At 62.2% G+C, this 17,372-nt stretch carries 18 protein-coding genes; 12 read left to right on the top strand and 6 right to left on the bottom strand.

Annotation, left to right across the window (positions count from 1 at the left end; translation table 11 throughout):
• The first annotated feature begins 23 nt into the window (after positions 1 to 23).
• The 9 genes from FEV53_RS09660 (at position 24) to FEV53_RS09620 (ending at position 10,372) form a co-directional block, all read left to right on the top strand.
• Complete coding sequence (locus tag FEV53_RS09660) at positions 24 to 1,106, top strand: vanadium-dependent haloperoxidase (RefSeq protein ID WP_142834608.1); 1,083 nt, start codon at positions 24 to 26, stop codon at positions 1,104 to 1,106.
• Positions 1,106 to 3,148 (top strand): S8/S53 family peptidase, encoded by a 2,043-nt coding sequence (locus FEV53_RS09655; RefSeq protein WP_142834607.1) that lies wholly within the window; start codon positions 1,106 to 1,108, stop codon positions 3,146 to 3,148. Before FEV53_RS09660 ends, FEV53_RS09655 begins: the two co-directional genes overlap by 1 nt.
• Before the next feature lie 60 nt (positions 3,149 to 3,208).
• Positions 3,209 to 3,958: a M48 family metallopeptidase gene (locus tag FEV53_RS09650; protein WP_142834606.1), complete on the top strand. Its 750-nt coding sequence runs from the start codon at positions 3,209 to 3,211 to the stop codon at positions 3,956 to 3,958.
• Between the two features lie 145 nt (positions 3,959 to 4,103).
• Positions 4,104 to 4,454 (top strand): phasin family protein, encoded by a 351-nt coding sequence (locus FEV53_RS09645; protein WP_185962157.1) that lies wholly within the window; start codon positions 4,104 to 4,106, stop codon positions 4,452 to 4,454.
• A 72-nt stretch (positions 4,455 to 4,526) separates the two neighbouring features.
• A complete protein-coding gene (locus FEV53_RS09640; protein ID WP_142834604.1) occupies positions 4,527 to 6,158 on the top strand; it encodes an AMP-binding protein in 1,632 nt (543 codons plus the stop codon).
• Positions 6,159 to 6,170: 12 nt separating this feature from the next.
• The gene (locus tag FEV53_RS09635) at positions 6,171 to 6,638 is read left to right on the top strand and encodes a MaoC family dehydratase (RefSeq protein ID WP_142834603.1); all 468 of its coding nucleotides are present in this window, start codon (positions 6,171 to 6,173) and stop codon (positions 6,636 to 6,638) included.
• An 11-nt stretch (positions 6,639 to 6,649) separates the two neighbouring features.
• Entirely contained in the window at positions 6,650 to 8,281 is a 1,632-nt protein-coding gene (locus FEV53_RS09630) for an alpha/beta fold hydrolase (protein WP_142834602.1), read from the top strand.
• Between the two features lie 15 nt (positions 8,282 to 8,296).
• Positions 8,297 to 9,115 carry a poly(3-hydroxyalkanoate) depolymerase gene (gene phaZ, locus FEV53_RS09625; RefSeq protein ID WP_142834601.1) on the top strand — a complete coding sequence of 273 codons (819 nt, stop codon included), beginning with the start codon at positions 8,297 to 8,299 and terminating at the stop codon, positions 9,113 to 9,115.
• 3 nt (positions 9,116 to 9,118) lie between these two features.
• On the top strand, positions 9,119 to 10,372 hold the full coding sequence (locus FEV53_RS09620) for a DUF445 domain-containing protein (protein WP_142834600.1): 1,254 nt from the start codon (positions 9,119 to 9,121) through the stop codon (positions 10,370 to 10,372).
• A 45-nt stretch (positions 10,373 to 10,417) separates the two neighbouring features.
• On the opposite strand, the gene trpB is transcribed toward FEV53_RS09620, so the two are convergent.
• The 5 genes from trpB to rpsA all read right to left on the bottom strand — a co-directional run bounded on the left by trpB (position 10,418) and on the right by rpsA (position 14,894).
• Positions 10,418 to 11,650 (bottom strand): tryptophan synthase subunit beta, encoded by a 1,233-nt coding sequence (trpB, locus tag FEV53_RS09615; protein WP_142834599.1) that lies wholly within the window; start codon positions 11,648 to 11,650, stop codon positions 10,418 to 10,420.
• Positions 11,651 to 11,740: 90 nt separating this feature from the next.
• Positions 11,741 to 12,385 carry a phosphoribosylanthranilate isomerase gene (locus FEV53_RS09610; RefSeq protein WP_142834598.1) on the bottom strand — a complete coding sequence of 215 codons (645 nt, stop codon included), beginning with the start codon at positions 12,383 to 12,385 and terminating at the stop codon, positions 11,741 to 11,743.
• A complete protein-coding gene (locus FEV53_RS09605) occupies positions 12,382 to 12,756 on the bottom strand; it encodes a LapA family protein (protein ID WP_142834597.1) in 375 nt (124 codons plus the stop codon). Before FEV53_RS09605 ends, FEV53_RS09610 begins: the two co-directional genes overlap by 4 nt.
• Positions 12,756 to 13,043, bottom strand: coding sequence for an integration host factor subunit beta (ihfB, locus tag FEV53_RS09600; protein ID WP_142834596.1), 288 nt, complete (start codon positions 13,041 to 13,043; stop codon positions 12,756 to 12,758). Before ihfB ends, FEV53_RS09605 begins: the two co-directional genes overlap by 1 nt.
• 174 nt (positions 13,044 to 13,217) lie before the next feature.
• Positions 13,218 to 14,894, bottom strand: coding sequence for a 30S ribosomal protein S1 (gene rpsA / locus FEV53_RS09595; protein ID WP_142834595.1), 1,677 nt, complete (start codon positions 14,892 to 14,894; stop codon positions 13,218 to 13,220).
• A gap of 338 nt (positions 14,895 to 15,232) precedes the next feature.
• On the opposite strand from rpsA, the gene FEV53_RS21460 reads away from it, so the two are divergent.
• On the top strand, positions 15,233 to 15,517 hold the full coding sequence (locus tag FEV53_RS21460; RefSeq protein WP_246100773.1) for a DUF1203 domain-containing protein: 285 nt from the start codon (positions 15,233 to 15,235) through the stop codon (positions 15,515 to 15,517).
• 14 nt (positions 15,518 to 15,531) lie between these two features.
• Positions 15,532 to 15,723: a DUF1203 domain-containing protein gene (locus FEV53_RS21455; RefSeq protein WP_246100772.1), complete on the top strand. Its 192-nt coding sequence runs from the start codon at positions 15,532 to 15,534 to the stop codon at positions 15,721 to 15,723.
• On the opposite strand, the gene zapE is transcribed toward FEV53_RS21455, so the two are convergent.
• Entirely contained in the window at positions 15,720 to 16,790 is a 1,071-nt protein-coding gene (zapE, locus tag FEV53_RS09585; RefSeq protein WP_142834594.1) for a cell division protein ZapE, read from the bottom strand. The genes FEV53_RS21455 and zapE overlap by 4 nt on opposite strands.
• A 92-nt stretch (positions 16,791 to 16,882) precedes the next feature.
• On the opposite strand from zapE, the gene tspO reads away from it, so the two are divergent.
• Complete coding sequence (gene tspO / locus FEV53_RS09580) at positions 16,883 to 17,353, top strand: tryptophan-rich sensory protein TspO (RefSeq protein WP_142834593.1); 471 nt, start codon at positions 16,883 to 16,885, stop codon at positions 17,351 to 17,353.
• The last annotated feature ends 19 nt before the right edge of the window (positions 17,354 to 17,372 follow it).

Raw genomic sequence — 17,372 nt, 5'->3', positions numbered from 1 at the left:
TTCAAAATAGAGGAGGTTTTTTTATGGCACAGTATGGCGGAGTCGGTGGCGTAGGAGGTGTCGGTGGCGTTGGGGGAGTAGGATCGCTGGCCGACTTCACCGGTTTGGGGAGTTTTCTCGGGGTCGAGGACACCGGCGGCTACGACCCAATCACGACGCGGGGTCTTGAGACATCTGCCGAAGCCTTTGCTCATCTGGGCGGCACGGGTCCGGCGGTTGCGGGCGAGGAACTGCCCTTTAACAGCCCGGATAATCTGGACGGGCTTGCGGTCTGGGTGCGCGGCTCGCTCTATGTCAGTGAGTATCTGTCGAATGTCGGATGGACCGCCGATGATGGCACCAAAACCGCGACTTTGAAAATCGACGGTCAGGACACTGTCCGCATCAAACGCCCGTCCTCGTCGCTGATCGCTGAACAATGCGCGCTGGTCCGGCATTACGCCTCGCTGCGGGATGACCGGACCGCCGAGATCACCTCGCAACTCGGCTTTCCGACGCCCTATTTCCAGATGATCCTGGGGATCAACACGGCACAGGGGAAGCGCACGCTGGAACTGATCACCGCAACGCAAGTGGCGGCCGCGCACACAGCGATGATCGTCAAACAAGCGCTCGCGGTGCGCCGGCCTGATCAGATCGACACGCGCATCCTGCCGATGATCCCCACGCCGGGTCACGGGTCGTTCCCCTCGGCACACGCGACCGAGGCCTATGCCGTGATGACCGTTTTGTCTGAACTTATGAAAGGCTGGGGCAATTTCGCGGACGTATCAGGCCGAGAGAAGATGCTGCGCGGTCTCGCAGAACGCATCGCGGTGAACCGCACCGTGGCAGGCGTCCATTACCCCATCGACAGCTGGGCCGGCGCGACGTTGGGCCGTGCAGTGGGTCAGGCGGTGCTGGGACGCTGCGGTCAGACAGTGCCGATCGAAGGCTACAGCTATGATGCAAAAAATACTGACTTCTTCGATCAGGACTTTGCAGACAGCACCAAGGCGGCTGCGGCAGGCCTCAGCCCAACCAGCGGATCCGTTCAGGCCAGCCAGACCCCGACCTTCCACTGGCTCTGGCAGAAGGCTGTCGCTGAGTATCAGGGGCTGGTCTGATGGCCGTCAATCGCCCGGACGAGGAACGGATCGAGCGCTACGCCGGTCCTTATGAGAGATGGGTTTTCAGCCCCGAACTAGGGCGCCCTTGGGCCTTTCCGGCGATCCGGGAAGGCAAGTCCCATTATTATACGGCAACGCTCGACGCGGACGGTGTGATGCCAGTGTCGTCGGACAAGGTGACCGTCCGCGTGCCGCCTCTCTATCCCGGGGGCGCGCCCCGGATTGTCCCCTTTGCCTTTCACGCTCCCAAAGGCGTGGACAAGGTGGACCGGATCGAGGGCGACCGCGAAGTGGCCCAGCTTCTCGCGGCGGTGCAGGAGGCCGAGCCTGACAGCGCCGCCCGGTTCACGGTGAATTTCCCGGTGGATCAGAGCGCCTGGACGCCCGACTATCGCACCGACGCGCCGGACAGCACCGCGCGCACACGGAGCACGCCGCCCAAAGCAATCGTCGGCGTAATCGATGACGGGCTGCCGTTTGCACATCCGGCCTATCTGGACGCGGACGGTCGGACACGGGTTTCCCATGTCTGGCTCCAGGCCGCCGAGGCGCGCGCCACCGCTGCGGTCCCCTTTGGACGGGAGTTTACGAACGACCAGATCGACGCTCTGCGACAGACCCATGGCACTGACACTATGGCGCTCTATCGCGAGGCGCGGGCCATCGATCCGGAGCGCTTTGAGATCGGCATGACGCTCTGCCATCCGATCACACACGGCTCCCATATCATGGGTCTGGCCGCCGGGAACGGTACTGGATTGCCTCTGGACACAGTCCCGGACGACGTCGAGATTGTCGCGGTGCAGCTCCCAAATACCATCGCCTGGGACACCTCGGGCTTTGGCAAGGAGATGTTCATGCTCTCGGCCCTGCATTATGTCTTCGAACGCGCAGGGCAAATTGCACAGGCCCACGGCCTCGCCCCCAACGCGCTGCCCCTGATCGTGAATTTCAGCTATGGCTGGGGCGCGAGCCGTCATGACGGGCACTCCGACATGGATGTGGGCATCGAAGACCTGATCTCTGCCCGGGGCCACGCGACGACGCAAGTCCTTCTGCCCATGGGCAACACCTTCGAGAACAAGATGCATGGTCGGATTGAACCTGACGACGTGACAGATGGCAGGTTTTCCTTTGACTGGGCGCTGCCGCCGGGTGACCGGACCTCCTCCTATCTGGAGATCTGGTTCCCTGAGGGCTTCGATCCGGACGGGTGGGAAGTCCATTTGACCCCGCCGCTCACGCTCTTTGACGCGCCAGCCATTCTCGAGATGCGCGCCGATCCGAGCCAGAAGGGTGGCGATCCCCGGCGGTTCGTCGATCCGACAATAGGCGGGGCGCATGTGGCTCAACTTTCGGCAGATCAGAACCGGGGCAGCCGCTGGCGGGCAATGGTGGCGGTGATCCCAACGGATTACTGCAAAAACGAGGCCCGCCACGCACCGACGGGACACTGGCGGGTGGACCTGCACCAGAACGCCGGAGCGCCGTTGCCCGCCGGAGAAGCGATCCGGGTCTGGGTGCAGCGCGACGACGACCCCGTGGAGCTGGGCAGCGGCGGGCGGCAAAGCTGGCTGGTCGCCGATCCGGAGCAACCCGCCACCTCCGGAGAGCTGGGCTTTGTACGGGGATATGGCAGCTATAACGGCATCTCCTCGGCGCCGTCGATCACCCGGGTGGCCGGGCGACAGCGACTTACGGGCGACCCAGCCAAATACAGCAGCGCTGGCAGCGTGGTGGAGAACGCGGGCACCTACAGCACCGACGGGGCCCAACCGGTGCTGTCCGTCATTACCGAAGACGGGGACATTCTTCAGGGCATCGCATCCATCGGCGTGCTGGGCGGGTCCTACGGGCGGCTCTCCGGGACATCGGCCGGATCAGCGGCAGCCGCCCGCGCCGTCGCGCTAAACATGGCCAGCGGACAGGATCCGTATCACGGTTTTGCCGATGCGGAGGCCCACCGCCCTGCGGACCAGCCCCAAGCGCTCTGGCATGCCCGGATGGGCGAAAAGCTGGTGCCAACCACGGGCGGCTAGACTTGCCTCAGGTGGCGGGCCGGATATGTTCCGGCCCGTGCCACCAGACAGGACCGCCACATGTGCACCAGTTGCCTCACCCGTCGCAGCCTGCTGACCGGAGCCGTTGCGGCGGCGCCCATGGCCCTCTCGGGCTGTGACAGTGTGGCGATGCTGGTCTCGGCACGAACGGCCAACGCGATGGGGGCGGAAGCGTGGGCCGAGATCAATGCGCGCACGCAGGTCTCAACCAATGCGACCTATCAAAAGACCCTGCGCCGCACGTCGGCGAAGCTTTTGCAAGCCGCGGGGAAAAGCACAGACGGCTGGCAGATTGAGGTCTTCGCGGATCCCCGTGCCAATGCCTTTGCCCTGCCCGGCGGACGGATCGGCGTCTATGAGGGAATGTTCGACGTTATCGCCAACGAAGACCAGCTCGCTGCCATTGTCGGCCATGAAATCGGCCATCTCTCGGCCAAGCACGCCGAAGAGCGCATGGGCGCGGAGATCGTCAAAAGCACGGGTCTGCGCCTCATCGCCATGCTGCTGAATTTTGGGGACGTGAGCTATGCTAATGAGATTGCAGCGGCGCTGGGTTTGGGGATCGAGGTCGGGTTGCTCCTGCCCTTCTCCCGCGATCAGGAACTGGAGGCGGATGCTGCGGGACTGGTACTGATGGATGAGGCGGGGTACCGGCCCCGTGAAGCGGTTGATCTGTGGCGCCGGATGGAGGCCGCAAGCGATCGCAGACCGCCGGAATTCCTCGCGACCCACCCCGCTCCGCGCTCGCGCATCGCACAGATCGAAGCGATGATCGAGGCGGGGATTTGACGGCACTCACCCAACGTCATCGCGCTGAGCCCCCTTGCGCGATAGCATATTCCCCCCGATCTGAGCTAAGATGCACTGCGAGGCGGGCTGTACGATAAGGCACCGCAGGGGGCGCGCGTCGCTGACAGATGATTCGGAGACCTCGATGACAGACCAGATCGCTGAGACAGTCGGGACTGAACCGGATGGAGAAACCATTCGCCTGCTGCACCCGCTTCACCAGTCCTCTTCCGCCGGGCTGCGCGCAACCACGAGTCTCGGCAGCGCGTTTTGGGCGATCGGCCGTGAAGTGTTGTCCGAGACGAAGGATCACGTGCGGAATATCGTTCAGGCAAAGTCGATTCGCCAGGTTGCCGAGCTTCACGCGGCCTATCTGCAGCACCGACTGGAAATGTCCGCGACCTATACCAAGGAAATGTTCGATCTCGCCGGCCTCCACGCCAGCGAAATCGCGGCCCCCATCAGGCAGATGACGTCACGAGAAAAAACCGACTGACGCGACGTTTGCGCACACAAGCCCTATCTAATCGGTTATCCAGTTTGGATAGACAACCGGGAGGAGAGCGCCGTGAGCAAACCTTGGATCGAAACCTATGGGGATAGCATACCTGTTGAGGTGAACCCCGATCAGTACCCATCTGCTGTCGCCATTCTGAAGCACGCCGCCAGTGAGTTCGGCGATCACGTTGCCCTCGAATGTTTCGGCCAGACCATGACTTACAAGCAAGTGGACGAGGCGTCTGACGCTGTTGCGGCCTACTTGCAAAAGGAACTGGGCGTAAAGCGCGGCGACCGGATCGCCCTGATGTGCCCCAACACCTTTGCCTTTCCAGTGGTCATGGTCGGGATCCACAAGGCGGGCGCCTGTCAGGTCAACGTGAACCCGCTCTACACGCCTCACGAACTCTCTCACCAGCTCAACGATTCGGGGTCCGAGATGATCCTGATCTTCTCCGGCTCGACGCCCGTGCTGGCAGAGATCATCGACGAGACGCCAATCAAGACCGTCATCACCATCAATCTCGGTGACGGCGCCGGGCTGCCGATACCCTCTCCCGAGGTCGACTCGCGCCTGACAGACACAACCGGATTGGCTGAAGTGATCACGAGAGGTCGTGAGCTTACCCTCGATCCGGTCGAACTGACCGGCGACGATCTGATTTTCCTGCAATACACTGGCGGCACGACCGGCCTCTCCAAGGGCGCGACGCTGACCCACCGCAACATTGTAGCCAACAGCGAGCAGTTCAAGGCGATGCTCCCCGGCGCGACGGAACCGGGCGAGGAAGTCGTGATCATGGCGTTGCCGCTCTACCACATCTTTGGCCTGATGCTGCTCGTCGCCTACGCGGCGTTGGGGGCGCGGATCGTGCTGATCCCGAACCCGCGCGACATGGACGGGATGATCGACACCATCAAGGGGTCGAAATTTACGATCTTTCCGGGCGTGAACACGCTGTTTCAGGCGCTCTCGGCCAGCCCACGGTTTGGCGAGATCGACCTTTCGGCGTATAAACTCGCCATCGGCGGCGGCGCGGCGGTGATTGAGGCGACCTCGAATCGCTGGAAAGAGCTCACCGGCCATCACATCAAGGAAGGCTATGGCCTGTCGGAGACCTCGCCGCTCCTGTGCATCAACCCGATGAACGTAACCCACTTCACCGGCACCTGCGGTGTACCCGTCCCGTCGAGCGAAGTGATCCTGCTTGGCGATGATGACAAAGAGGTCGGACCGGGCGAGTCGGGCGAGATTTGCTGCCGCGGACCGCAGGTGACCCAAGGCTACTGGGAAAAGCCGGAGGCCAACGCTGCGTCCTTTACCAAAGACGGGTTCTTCCGCACCGGCGATGTGGGTGTCTTTCTGGAGGGCGGTTTCCTTAAAATCGTGGACCGGAAGAAAGACATGGTGATCGTGTCGGGCTTCAACGTCTTCCCCAACGAGATCGAAGCGACCGTGACCGCCTGCGAAGGCGTGGCCGAATGCGCCTGCATCGGCGTCCCGGATGAGCGAACCGGCGAGGCCCTGCGCGTGTTCGTGGTGAAGATGCCGGGATCCGACGTGACGTCAGACGCCATCGTGGCGCACTGCCGGAACAATCTCACCGCCTACAAGGTTCCTAAACAGATTGTGTTTCTCGATGCGCTGCCGAAATCCAATGTCGGCAAGATCCTGCGTCGGGAACTGCGCGACCAGAATTGAAAGGATAAATTCATGGCTGCCCCCGAAGGATATTCGACAAAGACTCTCAAAGACTTCGTCGGTCACGAGTTTCCTGCCTCCGACCCGGTGTTGGTCGATCAGGAGCGGGTGAACGCATTCGCGGAAACCACCGGAGATCACCAGTGGATCCACGTGGATGTGGAACGGGCCAAGAAAGAAAGCCCCTTCGGTGGCACCATCGCCCACGGGTTCCTGTCCCTTTCGATGCTGGCCGGTGCGGCTTTTCCGGCGGGTTGTATCCCGTCGGACGCACAGGGCGCGCTGAACTATGGGCTGGGCAAAGTGCGCTTTCTCGCGCCAGTGCCCGTCGGGAGCAGCCTGACCTTTCAATTCAAGATTGCCGGGGTCGAGGATAAAGGCCCCGGTCGCCAGTTGGTCCATCTGGAAGCCACAGCAATGGTGGAGGGTGGAGACACCCCTGCTGTCATTGCCGAAGTGCTCGCCATGGTTCTGGGTTAAGGGAGGCCAATATGCCTGTTGATCGTATGGAAAACGTCGCCGATCTGGCGACGTCGATGACCAAGTTCTACACCACCGCCCTGAGCCAGCCCATGGATGCCTGGACCCGCGGTTTCGATGCCTGGCAGGAGATGATGCGGAGCTTCGTCGGCAAGGCCGAGATTGTGCCGGAAAAGGGGGACAAGCGGTTCCGCGACCCGATCTGGCAGACCAACCCGGCCTACCGGGCGCTGATGCAGTCCTACCTCGCATGGTCCGGCGCGATCATGGACTGGGTCGATTCGCTCGACGTGCCCGAGCGTGACAAGCTGCGCGCCCGCCTCGTCGCCAGCCTCGTTACCGATGCGGTGGCGCCGACCAACGCGGTGCTGACCAACCCGACCGCGACCAAGACGACGCTGGAACACGGGGGAAAGAACCTCGTTCAGGGCTTGCAAAACCTGCTGCACGACATGACCAAGAACGGCGGCCTGCCGTCGATGGTGGACAAGTCGAAATTCGAGGTCGGCAAGAACCTCAGCCTGAGCGACGGCAAGGTGATCTACAAAGAAGAGCATCTGGAGCTGCTGCAATACGCCCCCCAGACCGACACGGTCTACGAGCGCCCGGTCTTCATCGTCCCGCCGCAGATCAACAAGTTCTACGTCTGGGATCTGGCCCCCGGCCGCTCGATCATCGAGGAGCTGACCCAAAAGGGCCATCAGGTCTTTATCATCAGCTGGCGCAATCCCGGCGAAGAGCAATCCCACTGGACGCTGGAGAGCTATATCGACGCGCTCGACCGCGCCACCGAAGTGGCCTGTCAGGTGAGCAAATCCGACGATCTGAATATCATCGGTGCCTGCTCGGGCGGGATCACCGCCGCGCTCTTGGCATCGCTCTGGAAAGCCAAGGGAACCGAGCGTGCGCACTCACTGACCCTGCTGGTCGCGGTGCTTGACGTGCGCGGCGCGCAGAACACTTCCATGGGCTTGTTCGCCAATTTCGAGGTGCTCGAAGTCGCCAAGCTGTTCTCGAAGTCAAAGGGGGTCCTCGAAGGAAAGGATCTGGAACGCGCCTTTGCCTGGTTGCGTCCCAACGACCTGATCTGGGCGTATTGGGTGAACAACTACCTGCTGGGCAATAACCCCCCGGCCTTCGATATCCTTTACTGGAACGCTGACGCCACCAATCTGGCCGCCGGGCTCCATGGCGACCTCATCACCATGCTGGAACATGGTGGCTTTACCTCAGAGACAGGTCCGACCATCGGCGGCCACCCCCTGCGCCTGAGCGACGTGACCTGCGACGCCTATATTCTCGGCGGCGAGACCGACCACATCACCCCGTGGGATGGCTGCTACCTGACGCGCAACGAGCTGGGCGGTGACTCGACCTTCGTGCTGAGTCAGGCGGGTCACATTCAGTCGCTGATCAACCCTCCGGGCAATCCCAAAGCCCGTTACATGACCAATGACGGCAAGCATGACAGCCCCGAGAGCTTTCTCGAAGGCGCGACCCAGCATCAAGGGTCGTGGTGGGAGCACTGGGAAGCCTGGCTGGATGCCCGTGGTGGACGCAAGGTCAAGGCACGAAAGACCTTGGGCTCGACGAAGTATAAGCCCATATCTGATGCACCGGGGGCTTACGTCTTCGAGGGCTGAACGAGGAGCCAGACCGTGGCACAGGAAGACATCCGCATGATCACCATCGGCGCGCAGGACCTGCGCGTCGGCCTGTTCGGACCAGAGGATGCGAGCCGCAATCTCCTGATCTTCAATGGCATCGGGGCCAGTCTCGACACGGTCAAAGGGTTCGCCGATTGCTTCGATGACGTGCGGGTGATCACTTTCGACGTGCCCGGCGTGGGTGGCTCTCCCGCCCCGCTGCTGCCCTACCGCTTCACGTGGCTCAGCCGTCTGATCGCGCGGATGCTCGATTATCTTGGGATCGACGAGGTGGACGTGGCCGGTGTGTCATGGGGCGGAGCTGCCGCTCAGCAGTTCGTCCGGGATCATCAGAGCCGCGTTCGGACACTGACCCTCGCCGCCACGGCGGCCGGCTTCGTCATGGTCCCGGGCAACATCTCGGTGCTGTCGAAAATGGCGACCCCCAAGCGGTACACCGACCCCGCCCATATGCTGAACATCGCGCCGGATATCTACGGCGGGGAGCTGCGGTTCAACCAAGAGCTGCTGCACGAGCATACCGAGGCGATGAAGGCCAGCACCCAGCGCGGTTACCTGTACCAGCTTATGGCCGGTGCGGGCTGGACGAGCTGGCTGTTCCTGCCGCAGATCAAGGTGCCAACGCTGATCCTGATGGGTGAGGACGATCCCATCGTACCACCAGTCAACGGTAAAATCATGGCTTCCCGCCTGCCCGATGCCGAACTCAAGATGATGAATTGCGGACACCTCTTCATCCTGACGGACCCGCAAGGCACGGCGGATCTGATGCAGGATTTCATGCGGGACCGCGCGCCTCTGGCAGCCTGACCGATGGCACTGACCGGCGCGGATGGCACCCCTCCGGCGGGCGAGATCCTCGCACGCAACCGCCGCTGGGCGACGGGTGTTCTCGTCGCGCTCACCGCTCTGTTCCTGCTGACTTACGTGGCGCCCGAGCCTGGGCATTTGCTTTTGCTTCTGCGGTCCATGGCCGAGGCCGGGATGGTGGGGGGGCTAGCGGACTGGTTCGCCGTGACGGCGCTCTTCCGCCACCCGCTTGGCCTGCCGATCCCCCACACGGCGCTCCTGCCCCGCAACCAGCAGCGCGCGGCAGAGAATGCTGGCCGGTTCTTTGACACGCACTTTCTGGATCCCGTCCAACTCGAAGGTCGGCTCCGCGCCTTGGGTCCTTCTCGAGTGCTGAAAGAGTGGATCGACGCCCCCGGTAACGCCGAGCAACTGGCTGACGAAGCCGTCAGCGCGCTGTCGGCTGTGATGCGCGACGGCGTCCCGCCGCGCGCGCTGGTCCGCGTGCGCCGTTGGCTCCGCCATGAAGCCGAGAGCGCCGTACCAGACGCCGCCATCGCTGAGCGGATCACGGATCTCCTGAAAGCTGGCCTACGGGGACAGGCGACTGACGAGATCCTGCGCGTGGTCCGTGACACCATCGACGGAAACCGGGAGCTGGCCGTGGCGCTGGTGCAGGAAAACAGCCGCTGGTGGATCGCTTCGACCGTGGACCGCCGCGTAGCCACGCTGGTCTTCAACGCGGTTTTGGCCCTGCTTGATGACTTGCAGCGGCCCGAAGCGCCCTTGCGGCAGGATTTCGATCGGGCGCTCGATCTGATCATCGACCGGCTCGAACGAGATGGCGCCATCGCCGGGGCGGTTCGCGAGGCGCGCCATCATCTGGTAGAGTCGGATACGTTCGACCAGACCTTTGCCGCGATCCTGCATGAAGTTCAGGCCCGCATGACCCGCAAGCTCGACACGCAGCCGGAAGCCGTGCGTGCAAATCTCGCACAGACCTTGCGCGACGTGACCGACCACGCCCTCGGAACCGAGGCCGCGCGGCAGGCTTTCGACACCCGCTTTGCCGCTCTGGCTGCCAAGGTCGTGGCGGGCTCACGGACGCAGATCGCGTCCTATGTCACGGATGTTATCGCCGGGTGGGAGCCAGAAGAGCTCAACGAACGGTTCGAGGAACAGATCGGCCCCGACCTGCAATTCATCCGCATCAACGGCGCCCTGCTGGGTGCCATGATTGGCGGCGGGCTTTACGCGGTGGAGCTGATCCTCGGGTGACACGCCGCCCTGACCAGGCGGCGGTTTTGGTTCAGGGCTGGAGGCTCAGTCTGTCGCGCTCATATCGGTGCCGAGCGCTTTGGCCACGGTAAAGATGTCTTTATCCCCACGGCCGCACATATTCATGCAGATGATATGGTCGGCTGGCAGTTCCGGCGCGATCTTCACCACATGGGCCAGCGCGTGGCTGGGCTCCAGCGCCGGAATGATGCCCTCGGTCTCGCAGCAAAGCTGGAACGCATCGAGCGCCTCGCGGTCGGTGATCGCCACATATTCCGCCCGGCCAATGTCATGCAGCCAGGAATGCTCCGGCCCGATGCCCGGATAATCGAGACCAGCCGAGATGGAGAAGCCTTCGAGAATCTGCCCGTCATCATCCTGCAAGAGGTAAGTCCGGTTGCCATGGAGCACGCCGGGGCGACCGCCTGTCAGCGAGGCGCAATGTTCCATCTTCTCATTCACGCCCTTGCCGCCGGCCTCGACACCGATGATGCGCACATCCTTGTCGTCGAGGAAGGGGTAGAACAGGCCCATGGCGTTCGACCCGCCGCCAATCGCCGCAATGATGGTGTCGGGCAAACGCCCCTCGGCGGCCATCATCTGTTCTTTGGCTTCCTTGCCGATGATCGACTGGAAATCCCGCACCATGGCCGGATACGGGTGCGGGCCCGCCACCGTACCGATGCAGTAGAACGTGTCATGGACGTTGGTCACCCAGTCGCGCAGCGCGTCATTCATGGCGTCCTTCAGCGTACCACGCCCAGAGGTCACCGGCACCACCTCGGCCCCCAAAAGGCGCATGCGGAAAACGTTGGGCTGCTGCCGCTCCACGTCGTGGGCGCCCATATAGACCACGCATTTCAGGCCAAACTTCGCGCAGACCGTCGCGGTCGCCACGCCATGCTGCCCGGCGCCGGTCTCGGCAATGATCCGGCTCTTGCCCATGCGTCGCGCGAGGATGATCTGGCCAAGAACATTGTTGATCTTATGGGCGCCGGTGTGGTTCAGCTCGTCGCGCTTGAGATAGATCTTGGCCCCGCCCAGACGCTCGGTCAGGCGTTCAGCGAAATAGAGCGGCGAGGGGCGACCCACGTAATGGGTCCAGAGATAATGCATCTCGTCCCAGAAGCTCTGATCGGTCTTCGCCTTTTCATACTCCTCCTCCAACTGAAGGATGAGTGGCATCAGGGTCTCGCTTACAAAGCGGCCACCGAAATCGCCAAACCGGCCATTCTCGTCGGGGCCGGTCATGAAGGAATTGATCAGATCGTCGGGCATGGGCTCCTCCTGTCACGCGCCGCTCAGCGTTAAAGCGCGCGTGGCAGAGGCACAAGCGGAGGTGAGAGAAATGCGCCGAAATCGCGCGGATCAGGCCGCTTTTGCCGCTGTGCAGAAGTTGCGGATGAGGTCCGCGTCCTTGACGCCGGGAGCCGATTCGACGCCGGAAGACACATCCACCTGAGCCGCGCCGGTCATCCGAACCGCCTCAGCCACATTTTCAGGGGTCAGCCCGCCCGCCAGCATCCACGGCACCGCCCAGCGCCGGTTGGCGATCAGCCGCCAGTCGAATGACAGACCATTGCCACCGGGCAGGGTCGCATCACGTGGTGGTTTCGCATCAACGAGAATCTGGTCGGCCACCTGAGCGTAGGCGTCGAGAGCGGGCAGATCGTCCGCATCCGCCACGCCCACGGCTTTCATTACCGGCAAGCCCAGACGGGTGCGGACTTCCGCGACCCTCTCGGGGGTTTCATGTCCGTGGAGCTGAACCATATCGAGCGGAACACGGGCGGAGAGTTCATCCAGCAGCGCGTCATCGGCATCAACAACCAGCCCGACTTTCATCAGGCCCGGAGGCACATCGCAGGCCAACTCTTGTGCCCGCGCAACGGAAACATTCCGCGGACTCCTGGGGAAAAACACAAACCCCAGGTAAGCCGCACCAGCGTTAGCCGCCGCTGCGACACCCTTAGGGTCGGTCAGCCCGCAAATCTTGATACGGGTTTGACTCAAGACGCCTTCCGGGCCGGAACTGATCCATCTTCAAGCAACGCAAGGATTTCGTCACCCTTGTTGGCGGGCTTTCCCGCCTTGCCACTGCGTATTTCCGTCTCCAGCTTCTGCCGTTCGCGACGCTCAGCCCGTGCCGTGGAACGGTGCTTGTGCTCGCGGATGTACTCGAACAGGTAGCCGATCAGCAGACCGACAGCGACCGAGATGAGGATGACCAAAAACATGGGCAGGGTCACCGTGGGCGCAAAGCCCAGATATCCAGAGAGCGCCTCGGGGATCAGGCGCAGCGTCACCATCTGCGCGTTGGCCAGAGCCACTGTCGCCAGCACCACCGCGATCAGCGCCAGAATTGCATATTTGATCAGCCGCATCAGCCCTCGTCTCCGTTCAGCCTGTCTCTAAGCAGTTTGCCCGTCTTGAAAAACGGCACATGCTTTTCCTCTACCTCAACGGATTCCCCAGTGCGAGGGTTCCGACCAATTCGTGCATCTCTCTTTTTCACCGAGAACGCCCCGAAGCCGCGCAGTTCCACACGATTGCCGGACGCCATCGCATCGGTGATTTCGTCGAGTATCGTCGCAACGATCCGCTCGACATCCCGCTGGGTCAGGTGCGGGTTGTCCTCAGACAGCTTCTGGATCAACTCGGAACGAATCATTGGAAAGACCCCCATGGTCACAGCCGAACAACTGCGGCAAAGAACTGAAAACAAACGTGCGCGTCGCGCCAATCCTACAGGAAATAAGGGCATTTTCCAGCCGAGAAACAAAAACCCCCCCCGCGGGAACCACGAGGGGGCGAGATTTCGCTGATCTGATCGATCAGATCTAAATCAGTTGTCGCCCTTCAGAGCCGCGCCGAGGATATCGCCCAGCGATGCACCCGAATCGGAGGAACCGTACTGCTCCACGGCTTCCTTCTCTTCAGCGATCTCGCGAGCCTTGATCGACAGACCGAGACGGCGGGACTTCTGGTCCACATTGGTCACGCGCACGTCGACCTTGTCGCCCACCTGGAAGCGCTCGGGGCGCTGCTCGGACCGGTCACGGCTGAGATCGGAGCGACGGATGAAGGACTTCATGCCTTCGTACTCGACCTCGATGCCGCCATCCTCGATCGCCGTCACTGCAACGGTGATCACGGAACCGCGCGACACGCCACCAACGGCCTCGGTGAAGGTGTCGTCCATGGCCTTCATGGAGAGCGAGATACGCTCCTTGTCCACATCGACCTCGGTGACCACGGCCTGAACCACATCGCCCTTGTGGAAGCGCTGGATGGCGTCTTCGCCACGCTCGTCCCAGGAAATGTCGGACAGGTGTACCATGCCGTCGATGTCGTTCTCGAGGCCCACGAACAGACCGAATTCGGTGATGTTCTTGACCTCTCCCTCGACCTTCGTGCCCTCGGGATGGGTTTCGGCGAACACTTCCCACGGGTTGCGCTGGGTCTGCTTGAGACCAAGCGAGACGCGGCGCTTCTGGCCGTCGATCTCCAGCACCATCACCTCGACCTCCTGAGAGGTGGATACGATCTTGCCCGGGTGGACGTTCTTCTTGGTCCAGCTCATCTCGGAGACGTGCACCAGACCTTCGACACCGGCTTCGAGCTCAACAAACGCACCGTAATCGGTGATGTTCGTGACGCGGCCCTGATGCACCGAACCCAGCGGGAACTTGGCTTCGACCGTATCCCACGGATCGTCCTGCAGCTGCTTCATGCCGAGAGAGATACGGTGGGTCTCTTTGTTGATCTTGATCACCTGGACCTTGATGGTCTCGCCGATGGTCACGATCTCGGAGGGGTGGTTCACACGGCGCCACGCCATGTCGGTGACGTGCAGCAGCCCGTCAACACCGCCCAGATCCACGAAGGCACCGTATTCGGTGATGTTCTTCACCACACCGTCGACGGTCGCGCCTTCGGTCAGGTTCGAGATCACCTCGGCACGCTGCTCGGCGCGGGACTCTTCGAGAATGGCGCGGCGGGACACAACGATGTTGCCACGGCGACGGTCCATTTTCAGGATCTGGAAGGGCTGCTTCAGCCCCATCAGCGGGCCGGCATCGCGCACGGGGCGCACATCGACCTGGGAGCCGGGCAGGAAGGCCACGGCGCCGCCGAGATCGACGGTAAAGCCACCCTTGACGCGGCCGAAGATCGCGCCTTCGACGCGGTTCTCGTCGGCATAGGCCTTTTCGAGGTGATCCCAGGCGGCTTCGCGACGGGCCATTTCACGGCTGATCACGGCTTCGCCACGGGCGTTCTCAACCTGACGCAGGTACACCTCGACCTCGTCGCCAACGCTGATATCGGGGGCTTCGCCGGGTTGGGCGAATTCTTTCAGATCAACGCGGCCTTCCATTTTGTAGCCGACGTCGATGATGGCCTGACCTGCCTCGATGGCGAGGACCTTGCCTTTGACGACAGAGCCTTCTTCAGGCGTATCAATATCGAAGCTTTCGTTCAGGAGCGCTTCGAACTCCTCCATGGATGTATTCTGAGCCATACGGTCTCTTGAGTCCTTTACTAGGGTTTTCCGGCCACACGGTTGTCTCCGCGGGTCTTTAGGGATTGGTCAGACGGCACAGGGTCCGGGGATGCAAAAAAGGTCGGCGATTGCCGACCCACCCCTTCCGAGACTGTCCCGCCTCTTAGACAGGCGCCTTCTAGTCGCAGATAGGCTGGAGCGCAAGCCTGCTGTGCCGGAATGTGTGTCAAACCCCCGCCCTGTCGCCGGACGAAAAGCGCGCAAGATAGTGAGTGTGGAATGCGCAGGAACCGGGTCGATCGAACCGAAGAGAGCAGAATAGATGTCAGAGCCCGGAACTAAGGACTGATATCACCATGGATTTTCAGATTTTACCGCTACAGATGCGCAATTTCGAGCATCTGTTCGGACTTTCGGACGCGGACCTCTCGACTCAGAGGGCATGTCGACAGAAGGTCACCGAGACGCCCGGAACACCCTGCCGGGTCAGCCTCGCAGATGCAGAGGTCGGTGAGACCGTGATTCTCGTCAACTATACCCACCTGCCGGCTGAGGGCCCCTACAATGCCAGCCACGTAATCTTTATTCGACAGAACGCGCCGCAATCCGACAGAACGCGCCGCAGGCCCGGCTATCCATAAATGAAGTGCCGTATATGATAACCTCGCGCCTCATTTCTCTGCGCGTATTTGATGATGAACACATGATGACGGAGGCAGATGTCCTCACAGGCACAGACGTCGCGGCGCGGCTCAAAGACGTGTTCGAAGACGATACCGTGTCCTACGCACAGCTTCACTTTGCGAAACCAGGTTGCTTTGCGGCCTTGGCCAAGCGGGGAGGTTAACTCCCCCACCCTTCGGCCTGCATCTCGGCCAGCCGGGACGCGGTACGTTCAAATTCGAAGGACCCGGTGCCCTCGAAATAAAGTCGGTCAGGGATATCGGCGGCGGAGATCACCAGCTTGACCCGGGCCTCGTAGAGCGCGTCGATCAGGGTGACGAAGCGCTTGGCTTCGTTGTAGTTTTCCGACGACAGGCGCGGAACATCCTCCAACATCAACACATCCACCGCCTCGGCCAGCGCCAAATAATCCGCCGACCCCAATGGACGCCCACACAGATCCCAGAACCGAGCACGGGCGACGCCATCGGCGAAGCGCGGGATCTCCACGTCCCGACCGTGAACCCGCAGGTGCAGCGGCTCCGGCGCAGGACTCCGGGTCAGGCGCGCCCACATGGCATCCATGGCCGCGTGGGCCTCGGCATCGGCGGGGGTGAAGTAGAGCTGTTCCCCCTCCATTCGGTGCTGGCGCCAGTCCGTCTCCGAGGCGAGTTCGACCACTTCCATTCGCTCTTTCAAAAGCGCGATGAAGGGCAGGAAGAGATTTCGGTTCAGTCCGTTCTTATAGAGATCATCGGGCGGGCGGTTCGAGGTGGTGACCACCGTTACGCCCCGCGCGAACAGCCCCTCAAACAGTCGCCCGACGATCATCGCGTCCGTGATGTCACCGATCTGCATCTCGTCGAGACACAGCAGCCGCAGATCCGCTGCCATCTTCTCGACCACTGGCCGGATCGCATCATCGACGCCGGTCTTGCGCGCGGCGGTGATGCCCGCGTGGACCTCCTGCATGAAGGCATGGAAATGTATCCGGCGCTGCCCGTCCGCGACCTCAACATTATCATTGAACAGGTCCATGAGCATCGATTTGCCGCGCCCGACCCCGCCCCAAAGGTACAGCCCGCGCACCGCCTCCGGCGTTTTCCGGCTGAAAAACCCACCCTTCGCGGGTTTCTGCGACAAGGCCCGCCCCAACCGGGTAAACTCTGGCAAGACACGTTTCTGCGCCGGATCCGCGGTGATCCGCCCGGCCGCGACGCCTTCGGCATAGATGGTCTCAAAGCTCTCCATATTGCCGCACTACCCTGCCCGCCTCCGGGAGAAAAGATCGGACGCAGCGCGACAGGGCTGGACGGTTCCCGGCAATGGGATATTTAGCCTTTATGGATTGGACCGTTTTTTTCGCATTCTTCGTAGCTTCGGCGGGCGCTGCCTCGACCGGCGCGATCTTTCAACCTGGCGAGTGGTATGACCGGCTGGCCAAGCCCGGCTTCACACCGCCCAACTGGGTCTTCCCCGTGGTGTGGACCGTACTCTACATCGCCATGGCCGTCGCGGCCATGCGGGTCTCTTTGCTCCAGGGATCGGCACTGGCCATCGCGGCCTATACGGCGCAGATCACGTTCAACACGCTCTGGAGTCCGGTGTTCTTCGGCGCAAGGCGGATCAAAGCGGGGCTGATCGTAATAACCCTCCTCTGGCTCTCCGTTGCCGCAACCTGCCTCTTGTTCCTGCGCCTCGACCTTATCTCGGGGCTTCTGTTTGTGCCCTACGTCATCTGGGTCAGCATTGCCTGGGCCCTCAACTTCTCCATCTGGCGGCTGAACGGCGACGTCGCGCCCGCCTCACCCTGACCGCTCCGACAGGTACGCC

The organism is Palleronia caenipelagi (assembly GCF_007004065.1).
In the GTDB taxonomy this organism is placed as follows: Bacteria; Pseudomonadota; Alphaproteobacteria; order Rhodobacterales; family Rhodobacteraceae; genus Palleronia; species Palleronia caenipelagi.
This window is presented reverse-complemented; position numbering and strand designations above follow the sequence as displayed.

Bases quoted from the DNA above. Each gene is read 5' to 3' on its own strand.
- FEV53_RS09660 (WP_142834608.1), top strand. From the start codon at position 24: ATGGCACAGTATGGCGGAGTCGGTGGCGTAGGAGGTGTCGGTGGCGTT.
- FEV53_RS09655 (WP_142834607.1), top strand. From the start codon at position 1,106: ATGGCCGTCAATCGCCCGGACGAGGAACGGATCGAGCGCTACGCCGGT.
- FEV53_RS09650 (WP_142834606.1), top strand. From the start codon at position 3,209: ATGTGCACCAGTTGCCTCACCCGTCGCAGCCTGCTGACCGGAGCCGTT.
- FEV53_RS09645 (WP_185962157.1), top strand. From the start codon at position 4,104: ATGACAGACCAGATCGCTGAGACAGTCGGGACTGAACCGGATGGAGAA.
- FEV53_RS09635 (WP_142834603.1), top strand. From the start codon at position 6,171: ATGGCTGCCCCCGAAGGATATTCGACAAAGACTCTCAAAGACTTCGTC.
- FEV53_RS09630 (WP_142834602.1), top strand. From the start codon at position 6,650: ATGCCTGTTGATCGTATGGAAAACGTCGCCGATCTGGCGACGTCGATG.
- FEV53_RS09620 (WP_142834600.1), top strand. From the start codon at position 9,119: ATGGCACTGACCGGCGCGGATGGCACCCCTCCGGCGGGCGAGATCCTC.
- trpB (WP_142834599.1), bottom strand. From the start codon at position 11,650: ATGCCCGACGATCTGATCAATTCCTTCATGACCGGCCCCGACGAGAAT.
- FEV53_RS09605 (WP_142834597.1), bottom strand. From the start codon at position 12,756: ATGCGGCTGATCAAATATGCAATTCTGGCGCTGATCGCGGTGGTGCTG.
- ihfB (WP_142834596.1), bottom strand. From the start codon at position 13,043: ATGATTCGTTCCGAGTTGATCCAGAAGCTGTCTGAGGACAACCCGCAC.
- rpsA (WP_142834595.1), bottom strand. From the start codon at position 14,894: ATGGCTCAGAATACATCCATGGAGGAGTTCGAAGCGCTCCTGAACGAA.
- FEV53_RS21460 (WP_246100773.1), top strand. From the start codon at position 15,233: ATGGATTTTCAGATTTTACCGCTACAGATGCGCAATTTCGAGCATCTG.
- FEV53_RS21455 (WP_246100772.1), top strand. From the start codon at position 15,532: ATGATAACCTCGCGCCTCATTTCTCTGCGCGTATTTGATGATGAACAC.
- zapE (WP_142834594.1), bottom strand. From the start codon at position 16,790: ATGGAGAGCTTTGAGACCATCTATGCCGAAGGCGTCGCGGCCGGGCGG.
- tspO (WP_142834593.1), top strand. From the start codon at position 16,883: ATGGATTGGACCGTTTTTTTCGCATTCTTCGTAGCTTCGGCGGGCGCT.